Below are 24,273 nucleotides of genomic sequence, written 5' to 3' on the forward strand. Positions count from 1 at the left end.
TGATGATCCTCCCGTAGTCGTTGTGATCTTGATGCGCCATAGGACCAAGGCCCGTCAACGGTCTATCCATGCGCCGCGCATGCCGCGTATTCCGGCGCGCGCAAAATCACGCGGCAAACCGGTCAGCGATCCGCGGTATTATTGCGCGCGAGCACGCTCGAGTGGCTGCGCGCGAGGTAATCGGAGAAAGCCTTGCTGAGTGGAGGCAGGGTGCGATTGCGCTTCTTGATCAGCGAAATCGGGCGGATGAAGTTCGGATCGTTGATGCGCCTGCTGATCAGGCCGGATTCAGCGGTGATTTCCAGGGCCGAGGAAGGAAGCAGCGTAATACCAATCCCCGCACGCACCATGCCGACCGCCGTCATCATGTGCGTCACTTCCGAAATCGGCGTCGGCCTCAGCTTTGCCTTGCCGAAGGCTGTATCCGTCACCGCGCGCACGCTGGTTTTGGTGTCCATCATCACGATGGGAAACTGCGCCAGGCGCTCGGCGGTAATCCGCGAAAATTTGCCGATCGGGTGGCCTTCGAGATAGACGACATGCATCTCGTCGCTGGTCCTGAACAGCACTTCGATATCAGGAAAATCAACGTCGCCGCCGGTCAGGCCGAGATCGACGTCGTTGGATCGGATCAGGTCCAGCAGCGGGTTCGCGATGATGTCCTTGACGGCAAAGGAAGCGCCCGGGTTCTGCTTCCGAAAGCGGCGGATCACGTCGGGCAGCAGGCCCGAGGCAAAGGATGGCAGCGCGGCGATCCTGACCACGCCGAGCCGGGCGGTCGACACGTTCTTGAGTTCCGCAAGGACGGAATCGAGGTCCTCGATGGTCCGCTCGAACGCCGGGAGCAGGTCGCGGCCGATCCGCGTCAGATCGACATGGCGCGGGTTACGGTCGAACAACCGAAGCTGCAACGCCTCCTCAAGCCGCCTGATCTGAACGGTCAGCGTCGGCTGCGAGATATGCAGAAACTCGGCGGCCCGGGTGAAGCTGCCGAGCTTCGCCACCGCAATGAAGGAGCGGATCTGCCGGAGATTGATATCCATAGAAAAAGGCTATGGCTGATATTGGATTATTTCAACTCTCGTATAGTTGCTTTGACGCGCAAAGCGCGCCAAAAGGGGCCGCTAATAAACGAGGAAACGCAATGTTCAAAAAAGCCATTGTCGCGCTGGCCGCCTGCGCCGCGCTGGCGGGGCCCGCCTTTGCTGCGGATGCACCGTCGGAGATCAAGATCGGCACGCTCTATGCGTCCTCGGGGCGCTACGCCTCGATCTCGATGCCGGTCTACAGCTCGCTGAAATTGTGGGTCGAGCAGAAGAATGCCGAGGGTGGCGTGTTCGTCAAGGCGTTCGACAAGAAGATCCCGATCAAGCTCGTCTCCTATGACGACCAGAGCAACACCGCGACCGCCGCGACGCTCTACAACCAGCTCATCACCCAGGACAAGGTCGACCTCCTGGTCGCCGATTCCGGCTCGGTGCTGACCGCGCCTGCGGTTGCGATCGCGCGCGACCACAAGATGTTCCTGTTCGACCAGACCGGCACCGGCGCGAGTTTCTTCTCCAAGGACAATCCCTATATCGCGCTGATGGCCGACCCGGTGTCGACGATCTGGCCGAAGCCGCTGGCGGATTTCATCAGCCATGACGGTCCGGGCCTCGGCATCAAGAAGGTCGCGATCCTCTACGCGACCAACGAGTTCACGGGCACGCAGGCCAACGCCTTCCGCAAGTTCGTTAAGGAGTCAGGCGCGCCGATCGAGTTCGTCTACGACCAGGGCGTACCGACCGAGACCACGAACTACAACGTCATCATCAACAACATCAACAACACCAACCCGGACGCGGTGATCCATTTCGGCTACGCGCCGAACGACATCGCCTTCCAGCGCAACGTCCAGGACGCCGGTGTCAAGTTCAAGATGCAGTTCGCGATCTATGCCGGTATCGAGACCGAGCTCTTGGAGAAGAACGTCGGCGCCAAGGGGCTCGATCACGTCTGGACCTATGTGCCGCCCTCCGAGCTGGATTATTCCGTCAATTTCGGGATGAACATGAAGGATTTCCGCGCCGCCTGGGAGAAGAAGTACAACGACGGCAAGATGGAATTCGGCTTCAACGCGGTGGCGGGCTACACCACCGCGCTGGTGCTCGAGAAGACGCTGTCGGTCGCAACCAGCCTCGACCAGATGGAGCTGCGCCGCGCCGTGTTCTCGCTCAGCGGCCAGCTCAAGACGCTCGACGGCACCTTCGCGCTCGATGAGACGGGCGGGCAGATCGGCGAATTGACGCCGCTCGGCCAGCTTTCGGTCGACGAGCACGATCACATCAAGTTCACCTCGATCTATCCGCATGAGACTGCGACCGGCAAGCCGGTCTATCCGGCGCCGTGATGCTGTCAGGGGCTGTTAACGGGACCTTCCGGCGGCGGGCGATCGCATGACCTATGCGCTCGTCGCCGGCGTGCTGTTCGGGCTGTATTTCAGCCTGGTCGGCATCGGTCTCAATCTCGTGTTCGGCGTCATGCGCATCGTCAACCTTGCGCATGGCGACATCCTGATGCTCGGCGCCTTCATCGCGGTCGGCGTGGTCGGGATCGCCGGCATCGATCCGCTGTTTGCGATCCCGCTGGCCTTCGTGATCTTCGTGCTCGCAGGCCTGCTGCTTTACTGGGTGCTGGTGCCGCGCTTGCAGGGCTCGGCCAATCCAGAAATGCTGTCGATCATCCTGTTCTTCGGCCTGTCGCAGGTGATCGAGGCCATCACCACGATCTTCGCCGGCACCAGCGAGCGCTCGATCCAGAGCCGGCTGCTCGGCACCGTGTTTACGACCATCAAGGTCAAATGGTTCGGCGGCAAGGCCGGTGGCGCTGGGCCCATCCATATCCTCGGCCAGAATTTTCCGGCGCCCTGGGTGATCGCGGCCGTCACCAGCCTGATCGCGATCGCGCTGGTCTATCTCTATCTCTACCACACGCGGCTTGGCACCCTGACGCGCGCGGTGATGTCGCGGCGCGACGAGGCCTTCGCCACCGGCATCGACGTCGATCGGGTCTCCGCCGCTGCCTTCGGCATCGGGCTCGGGCTTGCCGCCATCGCCGGTGTGTTCGCGCCCTTCATGTTCGGCTCGGTGACGCCGGCGTTCGGGGCCGATGCGACGGTGACGTCGTTTGCGATCGTGGTGCTGGGCTCGCTCGGCAATCCGCTCGGCACCGCGCTCGGCGGCGTCGTCTATGGCGTCTGCTACATGCTGGTGCAGACCTATCTCAGCTCCTGGGCCGACCTCTTGCCTTATGTGCTCTTGATCTTGATCCTGTTGTTGCGGCCGAGCGGCTTGCTCGGAAGGCGGGTGCGCGTTGCTTAATTCGTCGAGGCACCTGTTGTTCATCCTGGCGCCGCTGGTCGTGGTGTTCGCGCTGCTGCCCGGCGTCTACCAGAACCATCTGCTGCTGTTCAATTTCGTGATCTTCCTGATCCTCGCGCAGGGCGTGAACATCATCTATGGCTTCACCGGCTATCTGCCGTTCGGCTATGTCGGCTTCTTCGGCGCCGGCGCCTACGGTTTTGCCATCATGGTGATGCACTTTCAGACGCCTGCCGTGCTCGCGGTGCTGGTCGGTGGCGTGGTCGCGGTGCTGCTCGGCCTGCTGCTGACGCCGCTGCTGCGGCTGTCGGGCGCGTATTTTGCGATCGCCAACCTGGCGGCCTCGCTGGCGGTGCTGCATTTCGTCGCCAATCCGGCGCTGGAGGGCATCACCAAGGGGCCGTACGGCGTCTCGCTCACCGGCACGTTCAACCCGACCCATGCCTACTATGCCGCCGTCGTGGTGATGGCGCTGACGGTCGGCGGCGTCATCTATCTGAAGAATTCGCCATTCGGCCTCGCACTGCAGGCGGTGCGCGAGGATGCGGTGTCGGCCTCGATGGCCGGCGTCAACATCATCAAGATGCGGGTGATCGCCTGGCTCGCCTCGGCGCTGGTCGCCGGCCTCGCCGGCGGCATCTACGCCTGGTACGTCTCGGTGTTTTATCCCGACAACGTGTTCTCCGGTGAGTTCTCGATCTTCGCGATCGTGTTTGCGCTGTTCGGCGGCGTTGCCACGGTCACCGGACCGATCGTCGGCGTGATCATCCTGTACGGCGTCTACAATCTGATCGGCTTCACCACGCCGCAATATTTCCAGCTGATCTACGGCCTTCTGATCATGGGCTTAGTGCTGTTCCTGCCCGCCGGGCTGGTGTCGCTGGCAACGCGCAGGGGGTGGAATGTCCCCTGAGCAGACGCCCATTCTCAAGGTCGCGAAGCTGGTCAAACGCTTCGGCGGCTTTCATGCGCTCGACGGCTTGAGCTTTCACGTCTCCCCTGGCGAGATCCTTGGGCTCGTCGGCCCAAACGGATCCGGCAAGACCACGGCGATCAACGTGATCTCCGGGCTCTATGCGCCCGACGGCGGCGAGGTCGTGTTCGACGGCGCGTCCGCCGGCGGCGTCGCTTCGCACAAGCTCGTTCACCGCGGCATCAATCGCACCTTCCAGGTGCCAAAGCCGTTCCTGTCGTTGACGGTGCGCCAGAACATCCAGGTGGCGCTGGCCTATGGTCAGGCCGCCACCGCGCCGCCATCGGTTGCGGAGCTGCTCGAGGAATACCGGCTGAAAGAAGTCGCCGACCGTCCCGCCGCCGATCTCAACAGCGCGCAGCAGAAGATGCTCGACCTGACCCGTGCGCTCGCGACGCGGCCGCGGCTGCTGCTGCTCGACGAGCTTGCGGCCGGTCTCAACCCGGCCGAGCTCGACTGGATTGCGGGCCGCATCAAGGCGCTGGCCGCCACCGGCATGGCTGTCATCGTGGTCGAGCATCTGATGGGCTTCATCGAGCAGATCACCGACCGCGTCATCGTGCTCAACGCCGGCAAGGAAATCTTCGAAGGCACGCTGGCGACCGCCGTCCGCGAGCCGCAGGTGATCGAGGTGTTTCTAGGAGGCGAGCATGCCCACTGATGCATCCTCGCTGCTGGACGCCAAAGGCGTCGACGCCGGCTACGGCACCATGCAGGTGCTGTGGAGCGTCGATCTCGACGTCCGCCTCGGCGAGACCGTGCTGCTGCTCGGCGCCAACGGCGCCGGCAAGACCACCTTCCTGAAATCGCTGGTCGGCCTGATCGAGGCGCGCAGCGGCCAGATCCGGCTCGGCGGCGACGACATCACCAGGATGCGCTCGTCGGACCGCATGAAGCGCGGCATGACCTACATGTCGGAGCTCGCCGTGTTTCCGGATCTCACGATCGAGGAGAACATCCGGGTCGGCGCGCAGGCGCTGGGCCATGCCAATCCCGGCGCGCGGGTCGACGAATTGTACGGCCTGTTCCCGGTGCTGCGCGACAAGCGGCGCGATCCGGCCTCCAGTCTCTCCGGCGGCCAGCGCAAGATGCTCGGCATCGCCAAGGCGCTGTCGGCCGAGCCGAAGCTGCTGGTGATGGACGAGCCGTCGGCCGGGCTGTCGCCGCTGTTCGTCAAGGAGGTGATCCGCGCGCTCACCAGCCTGCAGGGGCGCGGATTGGCGCTCTTGATCGCCGAGCAGAATATCAGCTTCCTCGATGTCGCCACCCGCGTCTTCGTGCTGGAGGGCGGACGCATCCAATTCTCCGGCACGGTGGCCGAGATGAGCGGCAACGAAGAGCTGCATCGCGCCTATTTCGGGCTGAAGTGATGCGAACGATCAGGATCGGATCCGGCGCGGGCTATTCGGGCGACCGCATCGAGCCTGCGGTCGAGCTCGCCGAGAAGGGCGAGATCGATTATCTCGTGTTCGAATGCCTCGGTGAGCGCACGGTCGCGCTGGCCCAGCAGGCACGGATGAAGAACCCGGACAGCGGCTATGATCCGTTGCTCGAGGAGCGCATGCGGGCGGTGCTGCCGCTCTGCTCTGCGAAGGGCATCAAGATCGTCACCAATATGGGGGCGGCCAATCCCGAGGCCGCGGCGCGCCGCACCGCCGAGATCGCAAAGTCCCTCGGATTGTCGTTGAAGGTCGCCGCAATCGTGGGCGACGACGTGCTGGACGCTTGCAAGGCGAGCGATCTTCCGATCATGGAGTTCGACGGCACCATCAAGCAGCTCGGCAACCGGCTGTTGTCGGCCAACGCCTATCTCGGCGCGGAGCCGATGGCGGATGCGCTCGCGGCCGGCGCCGACGTCGTGATCACCGGGCGCGCGTCCGATCCCGCGCTGTTCCTGGCGCCGATGATCCACGCCTTCGGCTGGAAGATGGACGACTGGAATCTGCTCGGGCAGGGCACCGTCGCCGGCCATCTGCTGGAATGCGCCGGCCAGATCACCGGCGGCTACTTCGCCGATCCCGGCTACAAGGATGTCGCGGGCCTCGCGCGTCTCGGCTTTCCGATCGGCGAGATCGGCGAAGACGGCTCGCTGGTCGTGACCAAGGTGCCGGGCAGCGGCGGGGCCGTCACCGCGCAGACCTGCAAGGAGCAATTGCTCTACGAGGTCCATGACCCGACCAAATACTTCCAGCCGGACGTGGTCGCGGATTTCTCCGAAGTCACCGTCGAGGAAATCGGTCCCGATCGCGTGCGGGTCAGCGGCGGTCGCGGCAGCAAACGCACGGATACGCTGAAGGTCTCGGTCGGCTATGTCGACAGCTATATCGGCGAAGGCCAGATCTCCTATGCCGGTCCCGGCGCCCTGGCGCGCGGCCGGCTGGCGCTCGAGATCGTCCGCGAGCGGCTGCAGCTGACCGGCGTCTCGACGAGCGAGTTGCGGTTCGACCTCATCGGCGTCGATGCCTTGCACGGCAGCGACGTCTCCGCGCGGGCCGGCGAGCCTTACGAGGTCCGTGTGCGCGTGGCGGGCCGCACCGAAAACCTCGGCGAAGCCGTGCGTATCGGCAACGAGGTGGAGACGCTCTACACCAACGGTCCGGCGGCCGGCGGCGGTGCCTGGAAATCGGCCCGCGACGTCGTCGCGGTGGCCTCGGTGCTGCTGCCGCGCGAGCTTGCCAAGCCGCAAATCCGGTTCGTGGAGGCGTGAAGTGAAGTTGCGTGAGATCGCCCATTCCCGCACCGGCGACAAGGGCAACACCTCGAACATTTCGGTGATCGCCTACGATGCCGCCCATTATCCGCTGCTGCTCGTCCAGGTGACGAGCGCGCGGGTGAAGGCGCATTTCGCCGGCGTCGTGGAAGGCGAAGTTACCCGTTATGAACTGCCTAGGATTGCGGCGCTCAACTTCGTGATGACCGACACGCTGGGTGGCGGCGTGACGCGGTCGCTTGCGCTCGACGCTCACGGCAAATCGCTCAGTTCGGCACTGCTCGATCTGGAAATCGACGGCGATCCGGGTGACAATCGGCCGCCACCCACCAAGTGAAAGCCATGCCGCACAATCCGACACTCGCCTCCCTTGCCGCTGATCTTGCCAGCGGCGCCACCACGGCCCGCAGGCTCGTCGAGCAATGCATCGCCAGGATCGCCGATCCCGCCGGCGAGGGCCAGCGCGTCTTCATCCACGTCGACAAGGACGCCGCGCTCGACGCCGCCGACGCCATGGACCGGCTGCGCAAGGCCAATGCTGCGCCGTCGCCCTTTGCCGGCATCCCGGTCTCGATCAAGGATCTGTTCGACATCAAGGGGCAGGTGACCCGCGCCGGTTCCCGGGCGCTGGATGATTCCGCGCCGGCCGAGGCCGACGCGCCGGTCGTGGCGCGGCTGAAGCGCGCCGGTTTCATCGTGATCGGCCGCACCAACATGACCGAGTTCGCCTATTCCGGCATCGGCATCAATCCGCATTACGGCACGCCGAAGAGCGCCTGGAACCGGGGCGTCGGTCACGTGCCCGGCGGCTCGTCCTCGGGCGCCGCGGTCTCGATCGTCGACGGCATGGCGTTCGGCGCGCTCGGCACCGACACCGGCGGCTCCTGCCGGATCCCGGCGGCGTTCAACGGCATCGTCGGCTACAAGCCGACGCAGCGCCGGATCCCGCTCGACGGCGGCGTGCCGCTGTCGTTCACGCTCGACAGCTACGGCCCGCTGGCGAACTCGGTGGCCTGCTGTGCCGCGCTCGACGCCGTGCTGGCGGACGAGCCGCTGAAACCGTTGACGCCACGCCCGGTCAAGGGCATGCGGCTCGCGGTGCCGACCACGGTCGCGCTCGATGACCTCGATGATGCCGTGGCAAAAACCTTCGAGCGCGCGTTGACGGCGCTGTCGCGGGCCGGTGCGCTGGTCGAGCGCATCGAAGTGCCGGAACTGCTCGACGTCGGCGTCATGAATGCCAAGGGCGGCTTCGCCGCGGCCGAGAGCTATGCCTGGCACCGCTTCCTGATCGCGAGCAAGGGCGACGATTACGATCCCCGCGTCTCTTCGCGCATCCTGCGCGGCGAGGGTTTTCTCGCCGCCGACTACATCGATCTGCTCAACGCGCGGCGTTCCTTCATCGCCCGCACCGAGCAGCGCATCGCGCCCTATGAAGCGATGGTGCTGCCGACCACCGCGAACCTGCCGCCGGTCATCGCCGATCTCGCCGACGACAAGGCGTTTGCCACGCAGAACCTGCGCGCGCTGCGCAACTGCACGCTGATCAATGTGCTTGACGGCTGCGCGATCTCGCTGCCCGCCCATCGCGAGGGCGAGGCGCCGGTCGGCCTGATGCTCGCGGCAGCCGGCGGCTCGGATCGGCGCATCTTCGAACTGGCCGCCGGAATGGAGACCGTGATCCGTGTTTGATCTCACCTTCAATGTCGACGACAAGGGCGCCGCGACGCCGCTGACGCTGGAAATCCGCGAAGCCGTGATCGCCGGCTGGACCGGCCGCGATCCGGTGGCGCGCGACAAGCACATCGCCGAGCTCGAAGCGCTCGGCATCGCGCGGCCGGCGACGACGCCGATCTACTATCGCTGCTCGGCACGCCGGCTGACGTTTGCCGACGCGATCGAGGTCTGCGGCGAGGACTCCAGCGGCGAGGTCGAGTTCGTCCTGATCGGCTGGCAGGGCCGCACCTTCGTCGGCTGCGGCTCCGACCACACCGACCGCAAGGTCGAGAGCTACAGCGTCACCGTCTCGAAGCAGATGTGCGACAAGCCTGTCGCGTCCGAGCTCTGGGAGCTGGAGGACGTCATCGGTCACTGGGACCAGCTCATCCTGCGTTCCTGGGCCACCATCGGCGGTCAGCGCATGCTCTACCAGGAAGGCACGCTCGACCACATGCTGCCGGTGAAGGACCTGATCGCCGGCGGATTCGAGGGCAAGGGCCTGCCCGATGGCTGCGCGATGTTCGGTGGCACTTTCGCGGCCAAAGGCGGCATTCGCCCCGCCAGCCGCTTCGATTTCGAGCTGGAAGACCCGGTGCTGAAGCGGACGATCAGCCACGGCTACGACGTGATCACGCTGCCGGTGCTGGGCTAAGCTCTTCCCACGAGTCGTCCCTGCGAAAGCAGGGACCCATAACCACAGGGCATCGTGGTTGGCACGCTGTGGCCTCAGCGATCTCAACAACGAGCAGCGGTGGTTATGGGTCCCTGCTTTCGCAGGGACGACAGCGGAACTTGCAGAGCTGTTCCGGGCCACATCCTCCCGGAAATCGGGTGGTGCGAACCGCGATCATGAGCCAGATTCAGCCCATGAAAGCAACAGCCCGAGACATCCAATCCGCCCCCGCCATCCCGGCCCGCGTCGACGCGCTCGACTGGGGCCACATCACCGCGGACCTCGACGCGCAGGGCTGCGCTGTCCTCAACGGGCTGCTGACGCCGCAGGAATGCGACGCCATCGCCGCGCGCTATCCCGACGACAGCCAGTTCCGCAGCAAGGTCGTGATGGGCCGCCACGGGTTTGGCCGCGGCGAATACAAGTACTTCGATTATCCGCTGCCTGACCTGATCGCGGAGCTGCGGCCGGCGTTGTATGCGCAGCTGACAATGACGGCCAACCGCTGGAATGAGACGATGGGGATCGACATCAGCTACCCCGCTTCGCACGAGGCATTCCTGAAGCGCTGCCATGATGCCGGGCAGACGCGGCCGACGCCGCTGCTGCTGCAATATGGCGAGGGCGACTACAATTGCCTGCATCAGGATCTCTACGGCGAGCACGTATTCCCGATCCAGGTCGCGATCCTGCTGTCGCAGCCGGGCCGCGACTTCAGCGGCGGCGAGTTCGTGCTGACCGAGCAGCGGCCGCGGATGCAGTCGCGGCCCGAGGTGGTGCCGCTCGCGAAGGGCGACGCGGTAGCATTTGCCGTGCATCATCGTCCGGTGCAGGGGACGCGCGGTGCCTATCGCGTTAATCTGCGCCATGGCGTCAGCCGTATCCGCTCAGGTCATCGCCACACCGTGGGCGTGATCTTCCACGATGCGAAGTGAGTGCAAGTGAGTGTAAGTGACTGCTGATCTGTTCGAGACTGTTGGAGATGCACGACCCTCGCGCGAGACGATTGCTGAGGGCGCGGTGCTGCTGCGCGGTTTTGCCAGATCATTCGAAGCCGAGCTGATCCCCGCGCTGCGCGCGATCGTGAAGCAGGCGCCGTTCCGGCACCTGATCACGCCGGGCGGCCACCGGATGTCGGTCGCGATGACCAATTGCGGCAGCGCAGGCTGGGTCTCCGACGCGAGCGGCTATCGCTATGACCCGATCGATCCGGACACCGGAAAGCCATGGCCGGCGATGCCGCCGGTGTTGAGCAGGCTCGCCGCCGGCGCTGCCGCTGAGGCCGGCTTCACCGGCTTCGCGCCGGAAGCCTGCCTGATCAACCGCTATGTACCGGGCGCCAAATTGTCGCTGCATCAGGACAAGGACGAGCTCGATTACGGCGCGCCGATCGTCTCCGTCTCGCTCGGGCTGCCGGCGACCTTCCTGTTCGGCGGCCTGAAGCGCAGCGACACGCCGCGCCGTTATCGCCTCGAGCACGGCGATGTCGCGGTGTGGGGCGGCCCCTCGCGGTTATTTTATCACGGCGTCGCGCCGCTGGCCGATGGCGAGCACGGCGTGCTCGGCCGCCAGCGCATCAATTTGACCTTCCGCAAGGTGCGCTGAGGCGCCGCTGGTCTCAGATATTCTTCGCCGGATGGATGAACGCCCACGGCGAGACTTCGGAGCCCGTCGGCACTTCCACCGAGATCACATAAGGGCCGCCGTCGGCCAATGCCTTCTCCAGCGCGGGGCGGAAATGGTCGGGTGAGGTGACCCGCGCGGCGCCGGCACCGAAGGACTCGGCAAGCTTGACGAAATCAGGATTGACGAGATCGGAGGCGACGATGCGGCCATCGAAGCGCTCGCTCTGGTCGCGGCGGACATTGCCATAGGCGTTGTTGTTGAACACCAGCGTCACGACACCGATCTTGAACTGTACGGCGGTGGCGAGCTCCTGCACGCCGAACATGAAGCCGCCGTCGCCGGTGATCGCGACCACCGGCTTGGTCGGATTGGCGACCTTGGCGCCGAGCGCGGTCGGGAAGCCGGAGCCGAGCGCGCCCTGATAGCCCGAGGTGACGAAGGTGCGCGGCTCATAGATCGGAAAGCCGTACCAGGAGGCGAACCCGACCTGCGACAGCTCGTCGGTGACGATGGCGTTCGCCGGCAGCACCTCGCGCAGGATTTTCAGATATGCCATCTGCGGCTGGATGCGCTGAATTTCGTGCTCCGCCGCGGACGTCGCTTCGCGGATAGCTGCGCGCCGGCCGGTGGTCTTGCTGGTGCCGGCCTTGCGGACGGCGGCGACGAGATCAGAGGTCGCGGCCCTTGCATCCGCGATCACGGCGACGTCGGTCGAGACGCGGCGCATCTCGACCGGATCGATGTCGATGCGGACGCTTTTCAGGCCGGCCGGCTGATAGGGCCAGCGCGACATTGTCGGCAATTCCAGCCGGGTCCCGATACCGATCATCAGGTCGGTCTTCGGCCAGAGCTTGTAGGCGGCGGCCATGGTGAGCCCGAGCTCGTGCGCGTTGGAGACGATGCCGCGGCCGCTGCGGAACGCCACCACCGGTGCGTCGATCATCTCGGCGAGCTCGACGATCTCCTCGCGCGCATCGATCGCGCCGCTGCCGACGAAGATCATCGGCGTCTTGCTCGCCTTGATGAGATCGGCGGCCGCCTTGATGCGATCCGGGTCGGGCTGCGGCGCCGGCAACGGATCGAACGGTTTTGCCGTCCCGACCTGGGCACGCTGGGTGAACACGTCCCACGGCATCTCCAGCGAGGCCGGGCCGCGCCGGCCGGACAGCATCTCCTGGAATGCGCGCGAGACCATCGTCGGCGCGTTATCAGGATATTCGATCCGCTCGGCCCATTTCACGAAGGTGCGCAAGGTCGCGAGCTGGTCCGGCATCTCGTGCAGGTGGCCACGGCCCTTGCCGAGGAATTGCGTCGGCACCTGGCCGGTCAGGCACAGCACCGGCTCGTTGCAGCCGAACGCGGTGAGCAGCGCCGCCGAGGCGTTGAGCACGCCGGGACCGGGCACCACGCTGAACACGCCGGGCTTGCCGGACGAGCGTGCATAGCCGAACGCCATATAGCCGCAGGCCTGCTCGTGGCGGGCGCCGATCACCTTGAGCTGGGCCTGGTGGAACGCATCGAACAGGCCATAGATCTGCGCGCCGGGCAGGCCGAACACGGTGTCGACGCCGTGAGCGACGAGACCGTTGACGATCGCTTCGCCGCCGGATGTTGAGGTCATGGCACTGTCCACTTTGCTTGCGGTTAGTTGGCTTCGTCGACGACGCCGTTGCGTAAAGTTCCGACGCCTTCGGCCTCGACCTCTATCGTGTCGCCGGGCTTCAGATAACGCGGCGGATCGAACCGCGCGCCTGCGCCGGTCGGCGTGCCCGTGACGATGATATCGCCGGGCACCAAGGTCGTGAAGGTCGAGATGTAGTTGATGAGGTAGCGGAAGCCGAAGATCAGCCGCGAGGTGCGGTCGTCCTGCCGGACCTCGCCGTTGATCTTCGTGGTCAGGCGGATGTCGGCGATCTGTGCCTCATCGGTGTAGGGCACGATCCACGGGCCGAGGCTGCCGGTGGAGTCGAAATTCTTGCCCTGCGTGACGTTGAATTTTGCGTGGCGGACCCAGTCTCGGATGGTGCCTTCGTTGCACAGCGTGAGCGCGGCAATGTGGTCGAGCGCGGTGCTTTCCGGAATGTGCCGGCCGGGCTTTCCGATGACGAGCACCAGTTCACCCTCGTAATCGAGCTGCGGCGAGATGCGCGGCCGCACCACGGGCGTGTTGTGGCCGACGAAGGAGCGCGGCACCCGCAGGAACATGCTGGGATATTTCGGCGCGTCGGAGCCGTCCTTGTATTCGGCATTGCGGTCCGGATAGTTGACGCCGATGCAGATGATTTTTTCCGGTGCCGGGATCGGCGGCAGCCAGGCGACCGCGTCGAGCGCGTGATCGGGCGAGCGCTTGGCCGCCTCCTCCGCGAGCTTGCTCAGCGCGCCGGCGGCGATCGCTTCGCGCAGTGTCGGGTAGTCCTTGGCGAAGCGCGACGAGAGATCGACGATTCCGGTGTCGGTGAGGGCGCCATAGCTGACGTTGCCGTTGACGGAGTAGGTAGCGAGGCGAGGTGTGCGCATTAGCAGTCCAATCATTGGTGTCGTCCCGGCGAAGGCCGGGACCCATACTCCGCGGCCATCGAAAGGGGTACGCGGCCAGACATTCGTTCAATAACCCTATCCGGTGGTTATGGGTCCCGGCCTTCGCCGGGACGACGTGGATGGAGTCGAGGTGTTCGTGTCTAATCCGCAACCAGCACCTGGGCGACGAAACGCGGCTCGCGCACCTCCTGGCCGGCGAACGGCGAGCCTTCCTCGAACCAGGAGCGCGGCGCCGGCGCGCCCCACAATGTCTGGCGGCGCGGATCGCGCAGCGACCAGCGCAGCGGCTCGTGGTCGAGATCGCCGGTGAAATAGTCGCTGGTGTAGAGCTCGATGCGGTGGCCGTCGGGATCCCGGATGTAGAGGAAGAAGGCGTTGGAGATGCCGTGCCGGCCCGGCCCGCGCTCGATATTCGCAAGGAACCCGGCGGATGCCATCACGTCGCAGAGATGCACGATGTTCATCGCGGTCGGCGTCCAGTAGGCGATGTGGTGCAGGCGCGGACCGCGGCCGTTGGTGATGGCGAAGTCATGGACGTTGCCCTTGCGATGCATCCAGGCGGCGGCGATGCGCCCCTGGTCGCCATCCTCCTCGGCGTATTCGGTGAGGCGGAAGCCGAGCCGCGCGTAGAAATCGACGGTGTCCTGCACCTCGGCCGCGAACACGTTGAAATGGTCGAGCCGCTGCGGATGGCAGCCCTTGTAGAGGTCGTAGCGTCGCAGCAGGTGCGGGCGCTTCTCCATCGTGGCGTAGAGCTCGATCTGGAAGCCGAACGGATCGGTGAACTGCAGCGTGCGGCCCTGGAACGGCTGATCGGAGAAGGCGTAAGCGATGCCGTTCTCTGAGAAGAATGCGGCGGCCTTGTCGAGGTCGGTGTCATTGCCGACCTTGAAGCCGAGCCGGTTGCAGGCGGCCTTTGGCGCCTTGCGCAGCACCACCGAGTGATGCTGGTGCTCCTCGCAGGCGCGCAGGTAGACCGCCTTGTCGTCGCGGTCCTCGATGTGCAGGCCGACGATATCAGAATAGAAGGCCGCGCTCTTCTCGAGGTCGGTGACGTCGAGCACGGCATGGCTGGAGCGGATGATATTGAACGGCGGATCGAAGACGTGCGTCGGAACGGGCATGGTGTTTCCCCTCAAAATTCGTCATTCCGCGATGCGCCTCTTGGCGCAGGCCTGGAATCCATATTCACGATCGTGGTTATGGATTCCGGGCTCGCCGCTGCGCGTCGCCCCGGAATGACGGTGTTGCTACATTCCCAGTTTCTGAATTTTATGCGTCCCGCGCGCGAGCGAGACGTGCTTTGTTTCCATGTAGAAGTCGAACGAATAGTCGCCGCCGTCGCGGCCGATGCCTGACGATTTCATGCCGCCGAACGGCGTCGGCAGATGGCGGACGTTTTCCGAGTTGAGCCAGATCATGCCGGCCTCCAGCGCGTCGGCAACGCGCAGCGCGCGGCCCATGTCGCCGGTCCAGACATATCCGGTCAGGCCGTACTGTACGCCGTTGGCGATCTCGACGGCGTCCGCCTCATCGCGGAACGGGATCACGGTCAGGAATGGGCCGAACACCTCTTCCTGCGCGACGCGCATTTTTGCGCTCGCGCCGGTGACCAGCGTCGGTTGCACATAGTGCCCGCCGCCGGGGCCGTCATGCGGCTTGCCGCCGACCGCGATCGTCGCGCCGTCCTTTTTCGCAACGTCGAAATAGCTGCAGACCTTTGCCAGATGCCGCTCATGGATCAGCGGCCCGATCTCGGTCGCGGGATCCAGGGGATGACCGACCTTGAGCGCCTTCACCCGCGCGGTGAGCTTCTCGATGAACGTGTCGGCGATGCTCTGCTGGACCAGCAGGCGGCTCGAGGAGGTGCAGCGCTCGCCATTGAGCGAGTAGATCATGAACACGACGGCATCGAGCGCGCGGTCGAGATCGGCGTCGTCGAACACGATCACCGGGTTCTTGCCGCCGAGCTCGAAATGCACCCGCTTCAGGGTCGGCGCGCCCTGTGCCATGATCGCGGAGCCCGTCGCGCTTTCGCCGACGAAGCCGATCGCCTTGATCGCGAGATGTTGCGTCAGTGCCTTGCCGGCGTCCTCGCCGAAGCCGTGCACCGTGTTGAACACGCCGTCGGGGATGCCAGCCTCTGTTGCCAGCTTGACCAGCAGGTCGGCGGTGATGGGCGACCATTCGGCCGGCTTGTGCACGACGGTGCAGCCGGCGGCCAGCGCCGGCGCGATCTTCCACGTCGAGAGCATGAACGGCGTGTTCCACGGCGTGATCACGCCGACCGGGCCGATCGGCACGCGGGTCGAGATGTTCCAGTGCTCGTCCGAGGGCGTGTTGAGGCCGTCACGTGCTTCGGCACATTTGTCGGCGAAGAAGCGGAAGTTCTCGGCGGCGCGGATCGCGGCCTTGGCCATGAAACGATGCGCCTGGCCGGTGTCGATGCATTCGAGCACCGCGATGTCGTCCGCGTGGTCCTCGATCGCGTCGGCGACGCGATGCAGCAGCTTGCGTCGCTGGGCGGCCGGCATGTCGCGCCAGGCCTTGAACGCCGTGGCAGCTGCGGTCGCGGCCCGGTCGATATCTTCCGCGTTGCCGCGCGCCACCGTCGCGAGAACAGCGCCATCGATCGGCGACTTCGTCTCGAAGGTCTCACCCGAGACCGACGGCACGACCTTGCCGTCGATCACGTGCCCGATGCCCTCGGCCTTCAGCTTCGCGAGCAGCGGGCCGGCGCGATCGCGGTTGGCCTGGAACACGTCGGCCGCGGATTTCGGGGTGGCTTTATCCATTGACCGTCTCCACTTTCAGCGCTTCGTGGATGTTGTTGCGTTTCCAGCTCGTGTCCTTGTCGTTGATCTGCATGTCGAACGACAAAGCGAACTTGCTCTTGCTGAACACCGGATCGAGATGCGCCGACAGCGCCCTGAAGATGTGCTCGCCGGCCTTCTTGCGGGTGGCGAGATCGCGGCCCTCGCCGAGCCGCAGCACCATGTCGAGGAAGCCGTGGTCGGCGCGTCCGTCGGCGATCGCATAGTGCTCGCATCTGACGGCGCGGACGCGGATGCCGCCGAGCGGGAAGATGCCGGTCTCGACCGCGGCCCTGCGGACCACTTCGACGGTCTTGCCCATGTCGACGAGGCCGTCGAGATTGGCGGAATATTCGATCGTGAAATGCGGCATGCAGCTCTCCTGCTTGGGTGCGTCAGGCGAAATAGCAGCTCACGGACCCGTAAGGCCCGTAGTCCGCCTGGATGGTGTCGCCCTTGCGGGTCTCGATCGGGCGGATGAAGGAGCCCGCCAGCACCACCTGGCCGGCCTCCAGCGCCAGCCCGTTCGGCGCAATCTTGTTGGCGAGCCACGCCACCGCGGTCGCCGGATGATTCAATACGCCGGCGGCCAATCCGGTTTCCTCGAGTTGGCCATTGCGGAAGCAGAGCGCGCCGATCCAGCGCAGATCGGCGTCCAAGGGGCGGATCGGCCGGCCGCCGAGCACGATGCCGGCATTGGCGGCGTTATCGGCGATGGTGTCGAAGATTTTTCGCGTCGCCTTGGTCTCGGGGTCGACGCGCTCGACCCGCGTATCCAGGATCTCCAGCGCGGGCACCACGAAATCCGTGGCGTTGAGCACGTCGAACAAGGTGCAGTCGGGGCCGGCAAGCCGATGCTTCATCACGAAGGCGAGCTCGGCCTCGACCCGGGTCGCGATGAAGCGATCGCTCGGCACCAGCCCGCCATCGGCAAAGAACATGTCGTCGAGCAGGATGCCGGAATCCGGCTCGCCGATATTGAGCGCGCTCTGCATCGCCTTCGAGGTCAGGCCGATCTTGTGGCCCTTGACGACGCGGCCGTGCGCCACCTTGATCTCGACCCAGGCCTTCTGAATCGCGTAGGCGTCATCAAGGGTGATGCCGGGAAATTGCAGCGAAAGCTGCCGGATCTGCTTGCGGGTCTTTTCCGCCTGGTCGAGCCTGTTGGCGGCGTTGCGGATATCGTCCTGGGAAAGGGCCATGCGTGCTACACAAATGGGGTGCTGGCGAGATGATTAACATGTTAAGTGAATTTCCGCAAACTGAATCCATGTATGCTGCATCGCAAAAATCTGCGGCTGTGAACTGAGCATGGCGCGCAAGAATTCACCGAACGATATGCGGCCGGGGCAGGGCGACGAGGGGCCGTCGCCGCGTGCGCCGATGCGCGAATTCTCACGCTCGCTGCCGATGTCGCTGCTGCGTGCGCGCGAAGCGGTGATGCGGCAATTCCGCCCCTCGCTGCGCAATCACGGGCTGACCGAGCAGCAGTGGCGCATCCTGCGCGCGCTCACCTCGGTCGACGAGATCGAGGTCACCGAGCTTGCGCGGGTCGCGTTCCTGCTCGGCCCGAGCCTGTCGCGCATCCTGCGCGATCTCGAAGGCCGCCAGCTGATCGAGCGCAAGACCGCCGAGAACGATGGTCGGCGCGCGGTGGTCTCGATTTCCGCCAAGGGGCTGAAGCTGATCGAGGCGGTGGCGCCGACCTCGGAGACGATCTATGCCGAGATCACCCGGCGCTACGGCGCACGCAAGCTCGCGGAATTGCAGGAAATGCTGGGCGTGCTGGAGGAGAGTCTGGCCGCCATGACCTCGACCGATGAGGTCGAGATTGAGGCCGAAGAGTAGTCCGCGACATCGTGCGGTGATGCACTAGACCATGTAAGACACGCGCGAGATCACGTTGATGGCGCGGAATTCGGCAATCCAGCCAGCGACTTTCGATTGCGACCATTCGATGTGACGACGCAATGTCGCGGCCGCCGCATCACCGTCGCGCGCGCGCAATGCCTCGATGATCAAGAGATGTTCATCCATGAAGGAATCGATCTGCGGCGCGGTCAGGGCCACCTGGATGTGCTTGCCGATCACGAAGGCGCAGTGGGTCCGCTTGAGCGCTTCGAGCATCTCGCGGTTGATGCCGTAACCGAGGCAGCGGATGTGGAGCTCGCCCTCGATCTCGTCGAGCTCGGCGACGCCGATGCGGTCGCGGAATTGGATCCCTTCGCGCAGCCGATCGGCCATCCGGTCCAGCAGCGCCGCCGGAATCGTCGCGGCGGCTGATTTCAGCAGCAGCGGCTCCAGCGCTGCACGCAGCTCGAAGATGTCGCGGACGCGGTCCTCGTCGAGCGGCACCACATACCAGTGGGCCTTGGCGCCTTTTTCCAGGATTCCGATCGCCTGCGCGCGCAGCAGCAGGTTGCGGGCGACGGTGCGTCCGACCCGGAAATGCCGCGCCAGCGCCAGCTCGCTGACGCGGAAGCGTCCGAACAGCGATCGGTAGATGATCTCACGTTCGAGTTCGTAATAGAGAGCGTCCCAGGCGTCGCTCCTGACCGCCTCGACCGGGCCGTCGGTGAGCCCCAGCATTTGCGGTGTGATCGGGACGCGCCGGGGTTCGACCTGGCGCTTGCCCGCGATGACGCCGCGGCCGTCGAACCGGCGCACCAGCCCGATATCCTCCAATTGCTCGAAGGCCTGCCGCACCGGAGAGCGGCTGGAGCCAAACAGGCTCGCGATCGCCGATTCCGAGAGAACGGTGCCGGCCGGCACATCGCCGGCGCGGATGCGTTTCGCCAATGCGGCCTTGATCAGCGCATAGGCGGGCTGCTTCCGTCTGGTCTGCGATTTTACTCTTGGCATCGGCATGGATGACTAATCGATAGGCACACTATCACGTGATCGCGTTGCGGTCGCCCACAGCAGGCATTTACGCACCGCCCATGGTGGACCTTCTGACTATTGCGTGCAATGTGCAATCATGATTAGCTCCTCGATACGCTTGGATTGATCTTCGCCGTTGCGCGTCAGGTGCGCTGCAGCGGCGCGAATGCTTGTCCGCCATGCCGTCTCACGGCGTGGACAGGGCGGCAAGTCGAGCGTCGGACTCGTTTCAATGCAGCCGACAGGCAAGTTCGGCATTTTACAGGGAGGATTGAATGAAACTGACGAGACGTGAGTTTTCCGCCGGCTTGGCGGCAGGTCTCGCTGCTCCCGCGCTGATTGGCAGCGCGCGCGCGCAGGGTGCGACGATCAAGATCGGCATGTGCGCGCCCGTCACCGGCCCCGCCGCCGAGTCCGGCGGTTACGCCGTCAAGGGTGCCAAGCTCGCGCTCGACGCCGTCAACAAGGCCGGCGGCATTCTCGGCAAGCAGGCGGAATTGATCGTCGAGGACGATCAGACCACCAATCCCGGCATCGTGCTGGCGTTCTCCAAGCTCGCCGCGCAGTCCGACATCGTCGGCTTCCTCGGCTCGATCCGCTCGACTCAAGTCCACGCGATGGCGCCTGACGTCATCAAGCTCGGCAAGCCCGTGATGATCGGCGGCACCGATCCGAACCTCACCCACATGGGCAACAAGTGGCTGTTCCGCTGCCGCCCGAACGACAGCTATTCCGGCCGCGTCATCGCCGAATACGGCGTCAACACGCTCGGCAAGAAGAAATGGTTCGTGCTGCATTCGACCGATGCGTTCGGCACCGCCGGCGGCAAGGCGCTGACCGAGGCGCTTGGCAAGCTCGGCGCGACGGCGACCGATCAGGGCTACGCCAACCAGAGCCAGGACTTCACCCCGGTCGTGCTCGCGATCAAGCAGTCTGGCGCCGATATTCTCGGCTCCTACTTCACCTTCGAGAACGACCTCGGCATTTTCGGCCGTCAGCTGCGCCAGCTCGGCGTCAACATTCCCTGGGTCGGCTCGCCCTCGATCGTCAACATCACCGCGCTGAAGCTCGCCGGTCCCGCGCTCTACAACACCTTTGGCGTTGCCGATTACGCCGAGGAATCCAGCGACGCCTCGAAGGCGTTCGGCAAGCTCTACCGCGATGCGGTCAAGGTCGCACCCGACAACCAGAGCTCCTGGACCTACGACGCGATCAACGTGCTGGCGGCCGGCATCAACAAGGCCGGCTCGACCGAACCGGACAAGGTCCGCGAGGCGATCCTGTCGATCAAGAAGTTCGCGGGTGCCGAGGGCGAATACAATTTCGACCAGAACGGCGACGGGCTGCACGGCTACAACATCGTGAAGAACGACAAGGGCAGCATCGTCTTCGACAAGCATATCGAGTTCAACGACTGAGTCAGGGACGCGCGACTGGATCGGTTCCCTCCCCCCTTGCGGGGAGGGTTAGGGAGAGGGGTACCGCACGGGCGGTGTTCGTGGCTTACCCCTCTCTCCAACTCTCCCCTGCAAGGGGAGAGAGCCTGACCACCGCCCGTGTGGCTCCTAACCCTCAAACCGAACGCTTGTCATGGATCTGGTCCTTCAACTCCTGTTCACGGGCATCGGCATCGGCGCGGTCTACGCGCTGGTCGCGCTCGGCTTCGTGCTGATCTTCCGCGCCACCAACGTCGTGAACTTCGCGCAGGGCGAATTCTCGATGGTCGCTGCCTATCTGATGGTGGTGTTCGCCGTCGATCTCGGCTGGCCCTACTGGCTGTCGTTCCTGATCTCGCTGGCCGGCATGGCGCTGCTCGGCGTCATCTTCAATCTCGGCGTCTATTATCCGCTGCGCCACCGCACCTATCTGCCCGTGATCATCGCGACCATCGGCGCCTCGATCCTGCTGGCGAACTCGGTGCTCGCGATCTACGGCCCGCAGCCGCAGGTGCTGCAGGGCTGGTTCGAGACGCCCGGCATCCAGCTCGGTCCGGTCTATCTCGACAGCCAGTATCTGCTGATCATCGGCGTCACGATCCTGCTGGTGATCTTCAACTTCTGGTTCTTCGAGAAGACGCTGCTCGGCAAGAAGCTGCAGGCCACCTCGCAGGACAAGGAAATGGCCTCGCTGCTCGGCATTTCCGTCTCCACCATGATCATGATCACCTTCATCTATTCGGCGGTGCTCGGCGGTCTCGCCGGCATCCTGGTCGCCCCCGTGCTGTTCGTCTCGATCCAGATGGGCTCGACCATCGCGCTGAAGGCGTTCGCCGCCACCATCATCGGCGGCTTCGGCGACGTCACCGGTGCCATCATCGGCGGGCTTGCGCTCGGCGTGATCGAGACCTTCGGCGCCGCCTACATCTCGGTGCCGTACAAGGACGGCTTCGCCTTCCTGGTGCTGATCGCATTCCTGATCTTCCGTCCGCAGGGCATCTTCGGCGAACGCGTCGCGGAGAAAGCATGACCGCCAGCGAGAACATGATTCCGGCGCCGGCGGTGCGGTCGCGACCGTTGCTGCTGCGGCACCTGCCGTATTTCATCGGCGTCGTCATCGTGGTGGCGCTTGCCGCCAGGATGCAGTTCGACGGCTACGTCCTCAACATCCTGATGCAGGCCACGACGTTTTCGATCGCGGTGTTCGGGCTCTCGGTCGTGCTCGGCCTGTGCGGCCAGATCAATCTGGCACAGGCCGCGTTCTTCGGCTTCGGCGCCTATGCCGTCGGCATCGGGACCGCCGATCTGCACCTGAGCTTCTGGCTCTGTCTCGTCGCGGGCTGCCTGATCGCGCTGCTGGCGGGCGCATTCCTCGGGGCTTCGACGTTGCGGCTCGGCGGGCACTATCTGGCCATGGTCACGATCTCGTTCCAGCAGATCGTGACGCTGGTCATGATCAACGCGATCTGGCTGACGCGCGGGCCGGACGGGGTCTCCAACATCGGCCGTCCCGTTCTGTTCCAGAGCTCGCAGAGCTATCTCGCCTTCTGCGTCGCGGCGCTCGGCATCGTCGGCTATCTGGTCTGGCACCTGCCGGACACCAAGCTCGGCCGCGCCATGCGCGCAGTGCGCGACAACGAACTCGCTGCCGGCGTCAACGGCATCGACGTGTTCCGCACCAAGATTTATGCATTCGCGCTGTGTGCCTTGCTCGGTGGCCTCGCCGGCGGCCTGTTCGCCGGTGGCTTCGCCTATGTCAGCCCGGACCAGTTCTCGTTCGCGGAATCGATCGTGTTCCTGACCATGTCGCTGCTCGGCGGCGTGGCCTCGCCGATCGGCTCGGTGATCGGCACCGGGCTGCTGATCCTGATCCCGGAATGGCTGCGCTTCCTCAAGAGCGTGCCGGGGCTGTACCTCGCGATCTACGGTCTGTTCGTGATCCTGATCATCCGCTTCATGCCGGATGGCATCTGGGGTTTCGTTTCCGATGCCTTCACGCGCTGGCGTGCGCACACCAAGGCACCGCCGGTGGCGGCTGCCTTGCACCTCAAGCCGGCTGCGACCGGCGGCGACATCGTGCTCGAAGTGACCGGGCTCGCGAAGCATTTCGGCGGCCTCAAGGCGGTCGACGGCGTCGACATCGCGGTGAAGCGCGGCGGCGTGCATGCGCTGATCGGGCCGAACGGCTCGGGCAAGACCACGACCTTGAACGTGCTGTCCGGCCTCTACAAGGCGACCGCGGGCAAGATCGTGCTCGACGGCACCGACATCACCAACATGGCGCCGCATCAGCGCACCGCCGCGGGCCTCGGGCGCACCTTCCAGAACATCCGCCTGTTCCGCTCGATGACGGCGCTGGAGAACGTCGAGATCGGCGCCGAGCGACCCGGCAACACCATGGTCGGGAAGGGCGACGACGCGCTGACCGAGCGTGCGATGGAGGCTCTCAGCTTCGTCGGTCTCGGCAGCCGCGCCAACGAGCTGATCTCGAGCTTCTCCTACGGCCACCAGCGCCTGATCGAGATCGCCCGCGCGCTCGCGTCGAACCCGACGCTGCTCTTGCTCGACGAGCCGGCCGCCGGCCTCAACTCGACCGAAAAGCTCGAGCTGCACGAGCTGCTCAAGCGCATCGCAGCCCAGGGCCTCACCATCCTGATCATCGATCACGACATGACGCTGGTCTCGGAAGCGGCCCAGCACATCACCGTGCTGAACTTCGGACGCCGTATCGCGGACGGCGAGTCGATGGCGGTGCTGCGCCATCCCGACGTCGTCTCCGCCTATCTCGGGAGCGAATGATGCCGCTGCTCGAAATCCGCAATCTCGTGGTCCGCTACGGCGAGATCGAGGCGCTGCGCGGCGTCACCATCGTCGTGGAGCAGGGGCAGGTAGTCACGCTGCTCGGCGCCAACGGTGCCGGCAAGTCGACCACGCTGCGCGCGATCAGCGGCCTCGCCAAGCCGACCTCCGGCGAGATCCTGTTCGACGGCCAGTCGATCGCAGGCCTCGGTCCGGAAGCGATCGTCCGGCTCGGCATCTCGCACGTGCCGGAAGGCCGTCGCGTGTTCCCGGGCCTGACCGTGAAAGAGAACATCATGCTCGGGGCGTCGAACCGGAAGGTGTCGGCGTCGCAGATCTCGCGCGAGGCCGATGCGATGTTCGATCTGTTCCCGGACATCCGGACCTTTTCCAACGCGCTCGGCTGGACGCTGTCCGGCGGCCAGTTGCAGATGGTCGCAGTCGCGCGCGGCCTGATGGCCAAGCCGCGGCTGTTGCTGCTGGACGAGCCCTCGCTCGGGCTGGCGCCGGTGATCGTGCAGGCCGTGTTCCGCATCATTTCGCAGATCAGGAAAGACACCACGGTCTTGCTCGTCGAGCAAAATGCGCGCATGGGACTCTCGGTTGCCGATCACGGTTTCGTTCTCGAAACCGGGCGGATCGTGCTCGGCGGCAAGCCCGACGAATTGTGGGGCAACGAAGCCATCGCAGCCGCCTATCTCGGCGGCCACGCCAAAACCCACGCCTAACCAGCGAGCTGAT

General features: G+C 65.1%; 24 protein-coding genes. 16 read left to right on the forward strand and 8 right to left on the reverse strand.

Annotated features, from left to right (window positions below; all coding sequences use genetic code 11):
- Window positions 1-122 precede the first annotated feature (122 nt).
- Window positions 123-1,043, reverse strand: a complete 921-nt coding sequence (locus IC762_RS11500) for a LysR family transcriptional regulator (RefSeq protein ID WP_195788913.1) — start codon at window positions 1,041-1,043, stop codon at window positions 123-125.
- 101 nt (window positions 1,044-1,144) lie between these two features.
- Between IC762_RS11500 and IC762_RS11505 the strand changes: the two genes are divergently transcribed.
- The 11 genes from IC762_RS11505 (at window position 1,145) to alkB (ending at window position 11,042) form a co-directional block, all read left to right on the forward strand.
- Window positions 1,145-2,392 carry an ABC transporter substrate-binding protein gene (locus IC762_RS11505; protein ID WP_195788914.1) on the forward strand — a complete coding sequence of 416 codons (1,248 nt, stop codon included), beginning with the start codon at window positions 1,145-1,147 and terminating at the stop codon, window positions 2,390-2,392.
- Between the two features lie 46 nt (window positions 2,393-2,438).
- The gene (locus IC762_RS11510; RefSeq protein ID WP_195788915.1) at window positions 2,439-3,362 is read left to right on the forward strand and encodes a branched-chain amino acid ABC transporter permease; all 924 of its coding nucleotides are present in this window, start codon (window positions 2,439-2,441) and stop codon (window positions 3,360-3,362) included.
- A gap of 16 nt (window positions 3,363-3,378) precedes the next feature.
- Window positions 3,379-4,275 (forward strand): branched-chain amino acid ABC transporter permease, encoded by an 897-nt coding sequence (locus IC762_RS11515; RefSeq protein ID WP_246801518.1) that lies wholly within the window; start codon window positions 3,379-3,381, stop codon window positions 4,273-4,275.
- A complete protein-coding gene (locus IC762_RS11520; RefSeq protein WP_195788917.1) occupies window positions 4,265-4,996 on the forward strand; it encodes an ABC transporter ATP-binding protein in 732 nt (243 codons plus the stop codon). The genes IC762_RS11515 and IC762_RS11520 overlap by 11 nt, the downstream gene beginning before the upstream one ends.
- Complete coding sequence (locus IC762_RS11525; RefSeq protein WP_195788918.1) at window positions 4,986-5,705, forward strand: ABC transporter ATP-binding protein; 720 nt, start codon at window positions 4,986-4,988, stop codon at window positions 5,703-5,705. Before IC762_RS11520 ends, IC762_RS11525 begins: the two co-directional genes overlap by 11 nt.
- Window positions 5,705-7,042, forward strand: coding sequence for an acyclic terpene utilization AtuA family protein (locus tag IC762_RS11530; protein WP_195788919.1), 1,338 nt, complete (start codon window positions 5,705-5,707; stop codon window positions 7,040-7,042). The genes IC762_RS11525 and IC762_RS11530 overlap by 1 nt, the downstream gene beginning before the upstream one ends.
- Window position 7,043: 1 nt before the next feature.
- A complete protein-coding gene (locus IC762_RS11535; protein ID WP_195788920.1) occupies window positions 7,044-7,382 on the forward strand; it encodes an AtuA-related protein in 339 nt (112 codons plus the stop codon).
- Between the two features lie 5 nt (window positions 7,383-7,387).
- Entirely contained in the window at window positions 7,388-8,737 is a 1,350-nt protein-coding gene (locus IC762_RS11540) for an amidase (protein WP_195788921.1), read from the forward strand.
- Window positions 8,730-9,416: a DUF2848 domain-containing protein gene (locus IC762_RS11545; protein ID WP_195788922.1), complete on the forward strand. Its 687-nt coding sequence runs from the start codon at window positions 8,730-8,732 to the stop codon at window positions 9,414-9,416. The genes IC762_RS11540 and IC762_RS11545 overlap by 8 nt, the downstream gene beginning before the upstream one ends.
- A gap of 215 nt (window positions 9,417-9,631) precedes the next feature.
- Window positions 9,632-10,372: a 2OG-Fe(II) oxygenase gene (locus IC762_RS11550; RefSeq protein WP_195788923.1), complete on the forward strand. Its 741-nt coding sequence runs from the start codon at window positions 9,632-9,634 to the stop codon at window positions 10,370-10,372.
- Between the two features lie 16 nt (window positions 10,373-10,388).
- Window positions 10,389-11,042, forward strand: a complete 654-nt coding sequence (gene alkB / locus IC762_RS11555; RefSeq protein WP_195788924.1) for a DNA oxidative demethylase AlkB — start codon at window positions 10,389-10,391, stop codon at window positions 11,040-11,042.
- Window positions 11,043-11,055: 13 nt separating this feature from the next.
- On the opposite strand, the gene IC762_RS11560 is transcribed toward alkB, so the two are convergent.
- From IC762_RS11560 to hpaH, 6 genes are all read right to left on the reverse strand, one after another.
- Entirely contained in the window at window positions 11,056-12,684 is a 1,629-nt protein-coding gene (locus IC762_RS11560) for a thiamine pyrophosphate-dependent enzyme (RefSeq protein ID WP_195788925.1), read from the reverse strand.
- A 23-nt stretch (window positions 12,685-12,707) separates the two neighbouring features.
- Window positions 12,708-13,580 carry a fumarylacetoacetate hydrolase family protein gene (locus IC762_RS11565; protein ID WP_195788926.1) on the reverse strand — a complete coding sequence of 291 codons (873 nt, stop codon included), beginning with the start codon at window positions 13,578-13,580 and terminating at the stop codon, window positions 12,708-12,710.
- A 161-nt stretch (window positions 13,581-13,741) separates the two neighbouring features.
- Window positions 13,742-14,725, reverse strand: a complete 984-nt coding sequence (hpaD, locus tag IC762_RS11570) for a 3,4-dihydroxyphenylacetate 2,3-dioxygenase (RefSeq protein ID WP_195788927.1) — start codon at window positions 14,723-14,725, stop codon at window positions 13,742-13,744.
- Between the two features lie 126 nt (window positions 14,726-14,851).
- Window positions 14,852-16,396: a 5-carboxymethyl-2-hydroxymuconate semialdehyde dehydrogenase gene (hpaE, locus tag IC762_RS11575; RefSeq protein ID WP_195788928.1), complete on the reverse strand. Its 1,545-nt coding sequence runs from the start codon at window positions 16,394-16,396 to the stop codon at window positions 14,852-14,854.
- Entirely contained in the window at window positions 16,389-16,787 is a 399-nt protein-coding gene (locus IC762_RS11580) for a 5-carboxymethyl-2-hydroxymuconate Delta-isomerase (protein WP_195788929.1), read from the reverse strand. Before IC762_RS11580 ends, hpaE begins: the two co-directional genes overlap by 8 nt.
- Before the next feature lie 22 nt (window positions 16,788-16,809).
- On the reverse strand, window positions 16,810-17,616 hold the full coding sequence (gene hpaH, locus IC762_RS11585; protein ID WP_195788930.1) for a 2-oxo-hept-4-ene-1,7-dioate hydratase: 807 nt from the start codon (window positions 17,614-17,616) through the stop codon (window positions 16,810-16,812).
- 109 nt (window positions 17,617-17,725) lie between these two features.
- Between hpaH and hpaR the strand changes: the two genes are divergently transcribed.
- Window positions 17,726-18,262: a homoprotocatechuate degradation operon regulator HpaR gene (hpaR, locus tag IC762_RS11590; RefSeq protein ID WP_195788931.1), complete on the forward strand. Its 537-nt coding sequence runs from the start codon at window positions 17,726-17,728 to the stop codon at window positions 18,260-18,262.
- A 24-nt stretch (window positions 18,263-18,286) separates the two neighbouring features.
- Here the strand turns inward: hpaR and IC762_RS11595 are convergent, their stop codons facing one another.
- On the reverse strand, window positions 18,287-19,282 hold the full coding sequence (locus IC762_RS11595) for a GntR family transcriptional regulator (protein WP_195788932.1): 996 nt from the start codon (window positions 19,280-19,282) through the stop codon (window positions 18,287-18,289).
- Window positions 19,283-19,572: 290 nt separating this feature from the next.
- Here IC762_RS11595 and IC762_RS11600 point away from each other — a divergent pair, with 290 nt between their 5' ends.
- The 4 genes from IC762_RS11600 (at window position 19,573) to IC762_RS11615 (ending at window position 24,260) form a co-directional block, all read left to right on the forward strand.
- Window positions 19,573-20,715: an ABC transporter substrate-binding protein gene (locus IC762_RS11600; protein WP_195788933.1), complete on the forward strand. Its 1,143-nt coding sequence runs from the start codon at window positions 19,573-19,575 to the stop codon at window positions 20,713-20,715.
- Window positions 20,716-20,887: 172 nt separating this feature from the next.
- Entirely contained in the window at window positions 20,888-21,763 is an 876-nt protein-coding gene (locus IC762_RS11605; protein WP_195788934.1) for a branched-chain amino acid ABC transporter permease, read from the forward strand.
- Entirely contained in the window at window positions 21,760-23,532 is a 1,773-nt protein-coding gene (locus tag IC762_RS11610; protein WP_195788935.1) for a branched-chain amino acid ABC transporter ATP-binding protein/permease, read from the forward strand. The genes IC762_RS11605 and IC762_RS11610 overlap by 4 nt, the downstream gene beginning before the upstream one ends.
- Entirely contained in the window at window positions 23,532-24,260 is a 729-nt protein-coding gene (locus tag IC762_RS11615; RefSeq protein WP_195788936.1) for an ABC transporter ATP-binding protein, read from the forward strand. Before IC762_RS11610 ends, IC762_RS11615 begins: the two co-directional genes overlap by 1 nt.
- Window positions 24,261-24,273 lie beyond the last annotated feature (13 nt).

The organism is Bradyrhizobium genosp. L, from assembly GCF_015624485.1.
Lineage (GTDB): Bacteria > Pseudomonadota > Alphaproteobacteria > Rhizobiales > Xanthobacteraceae > Bradyrhizobium.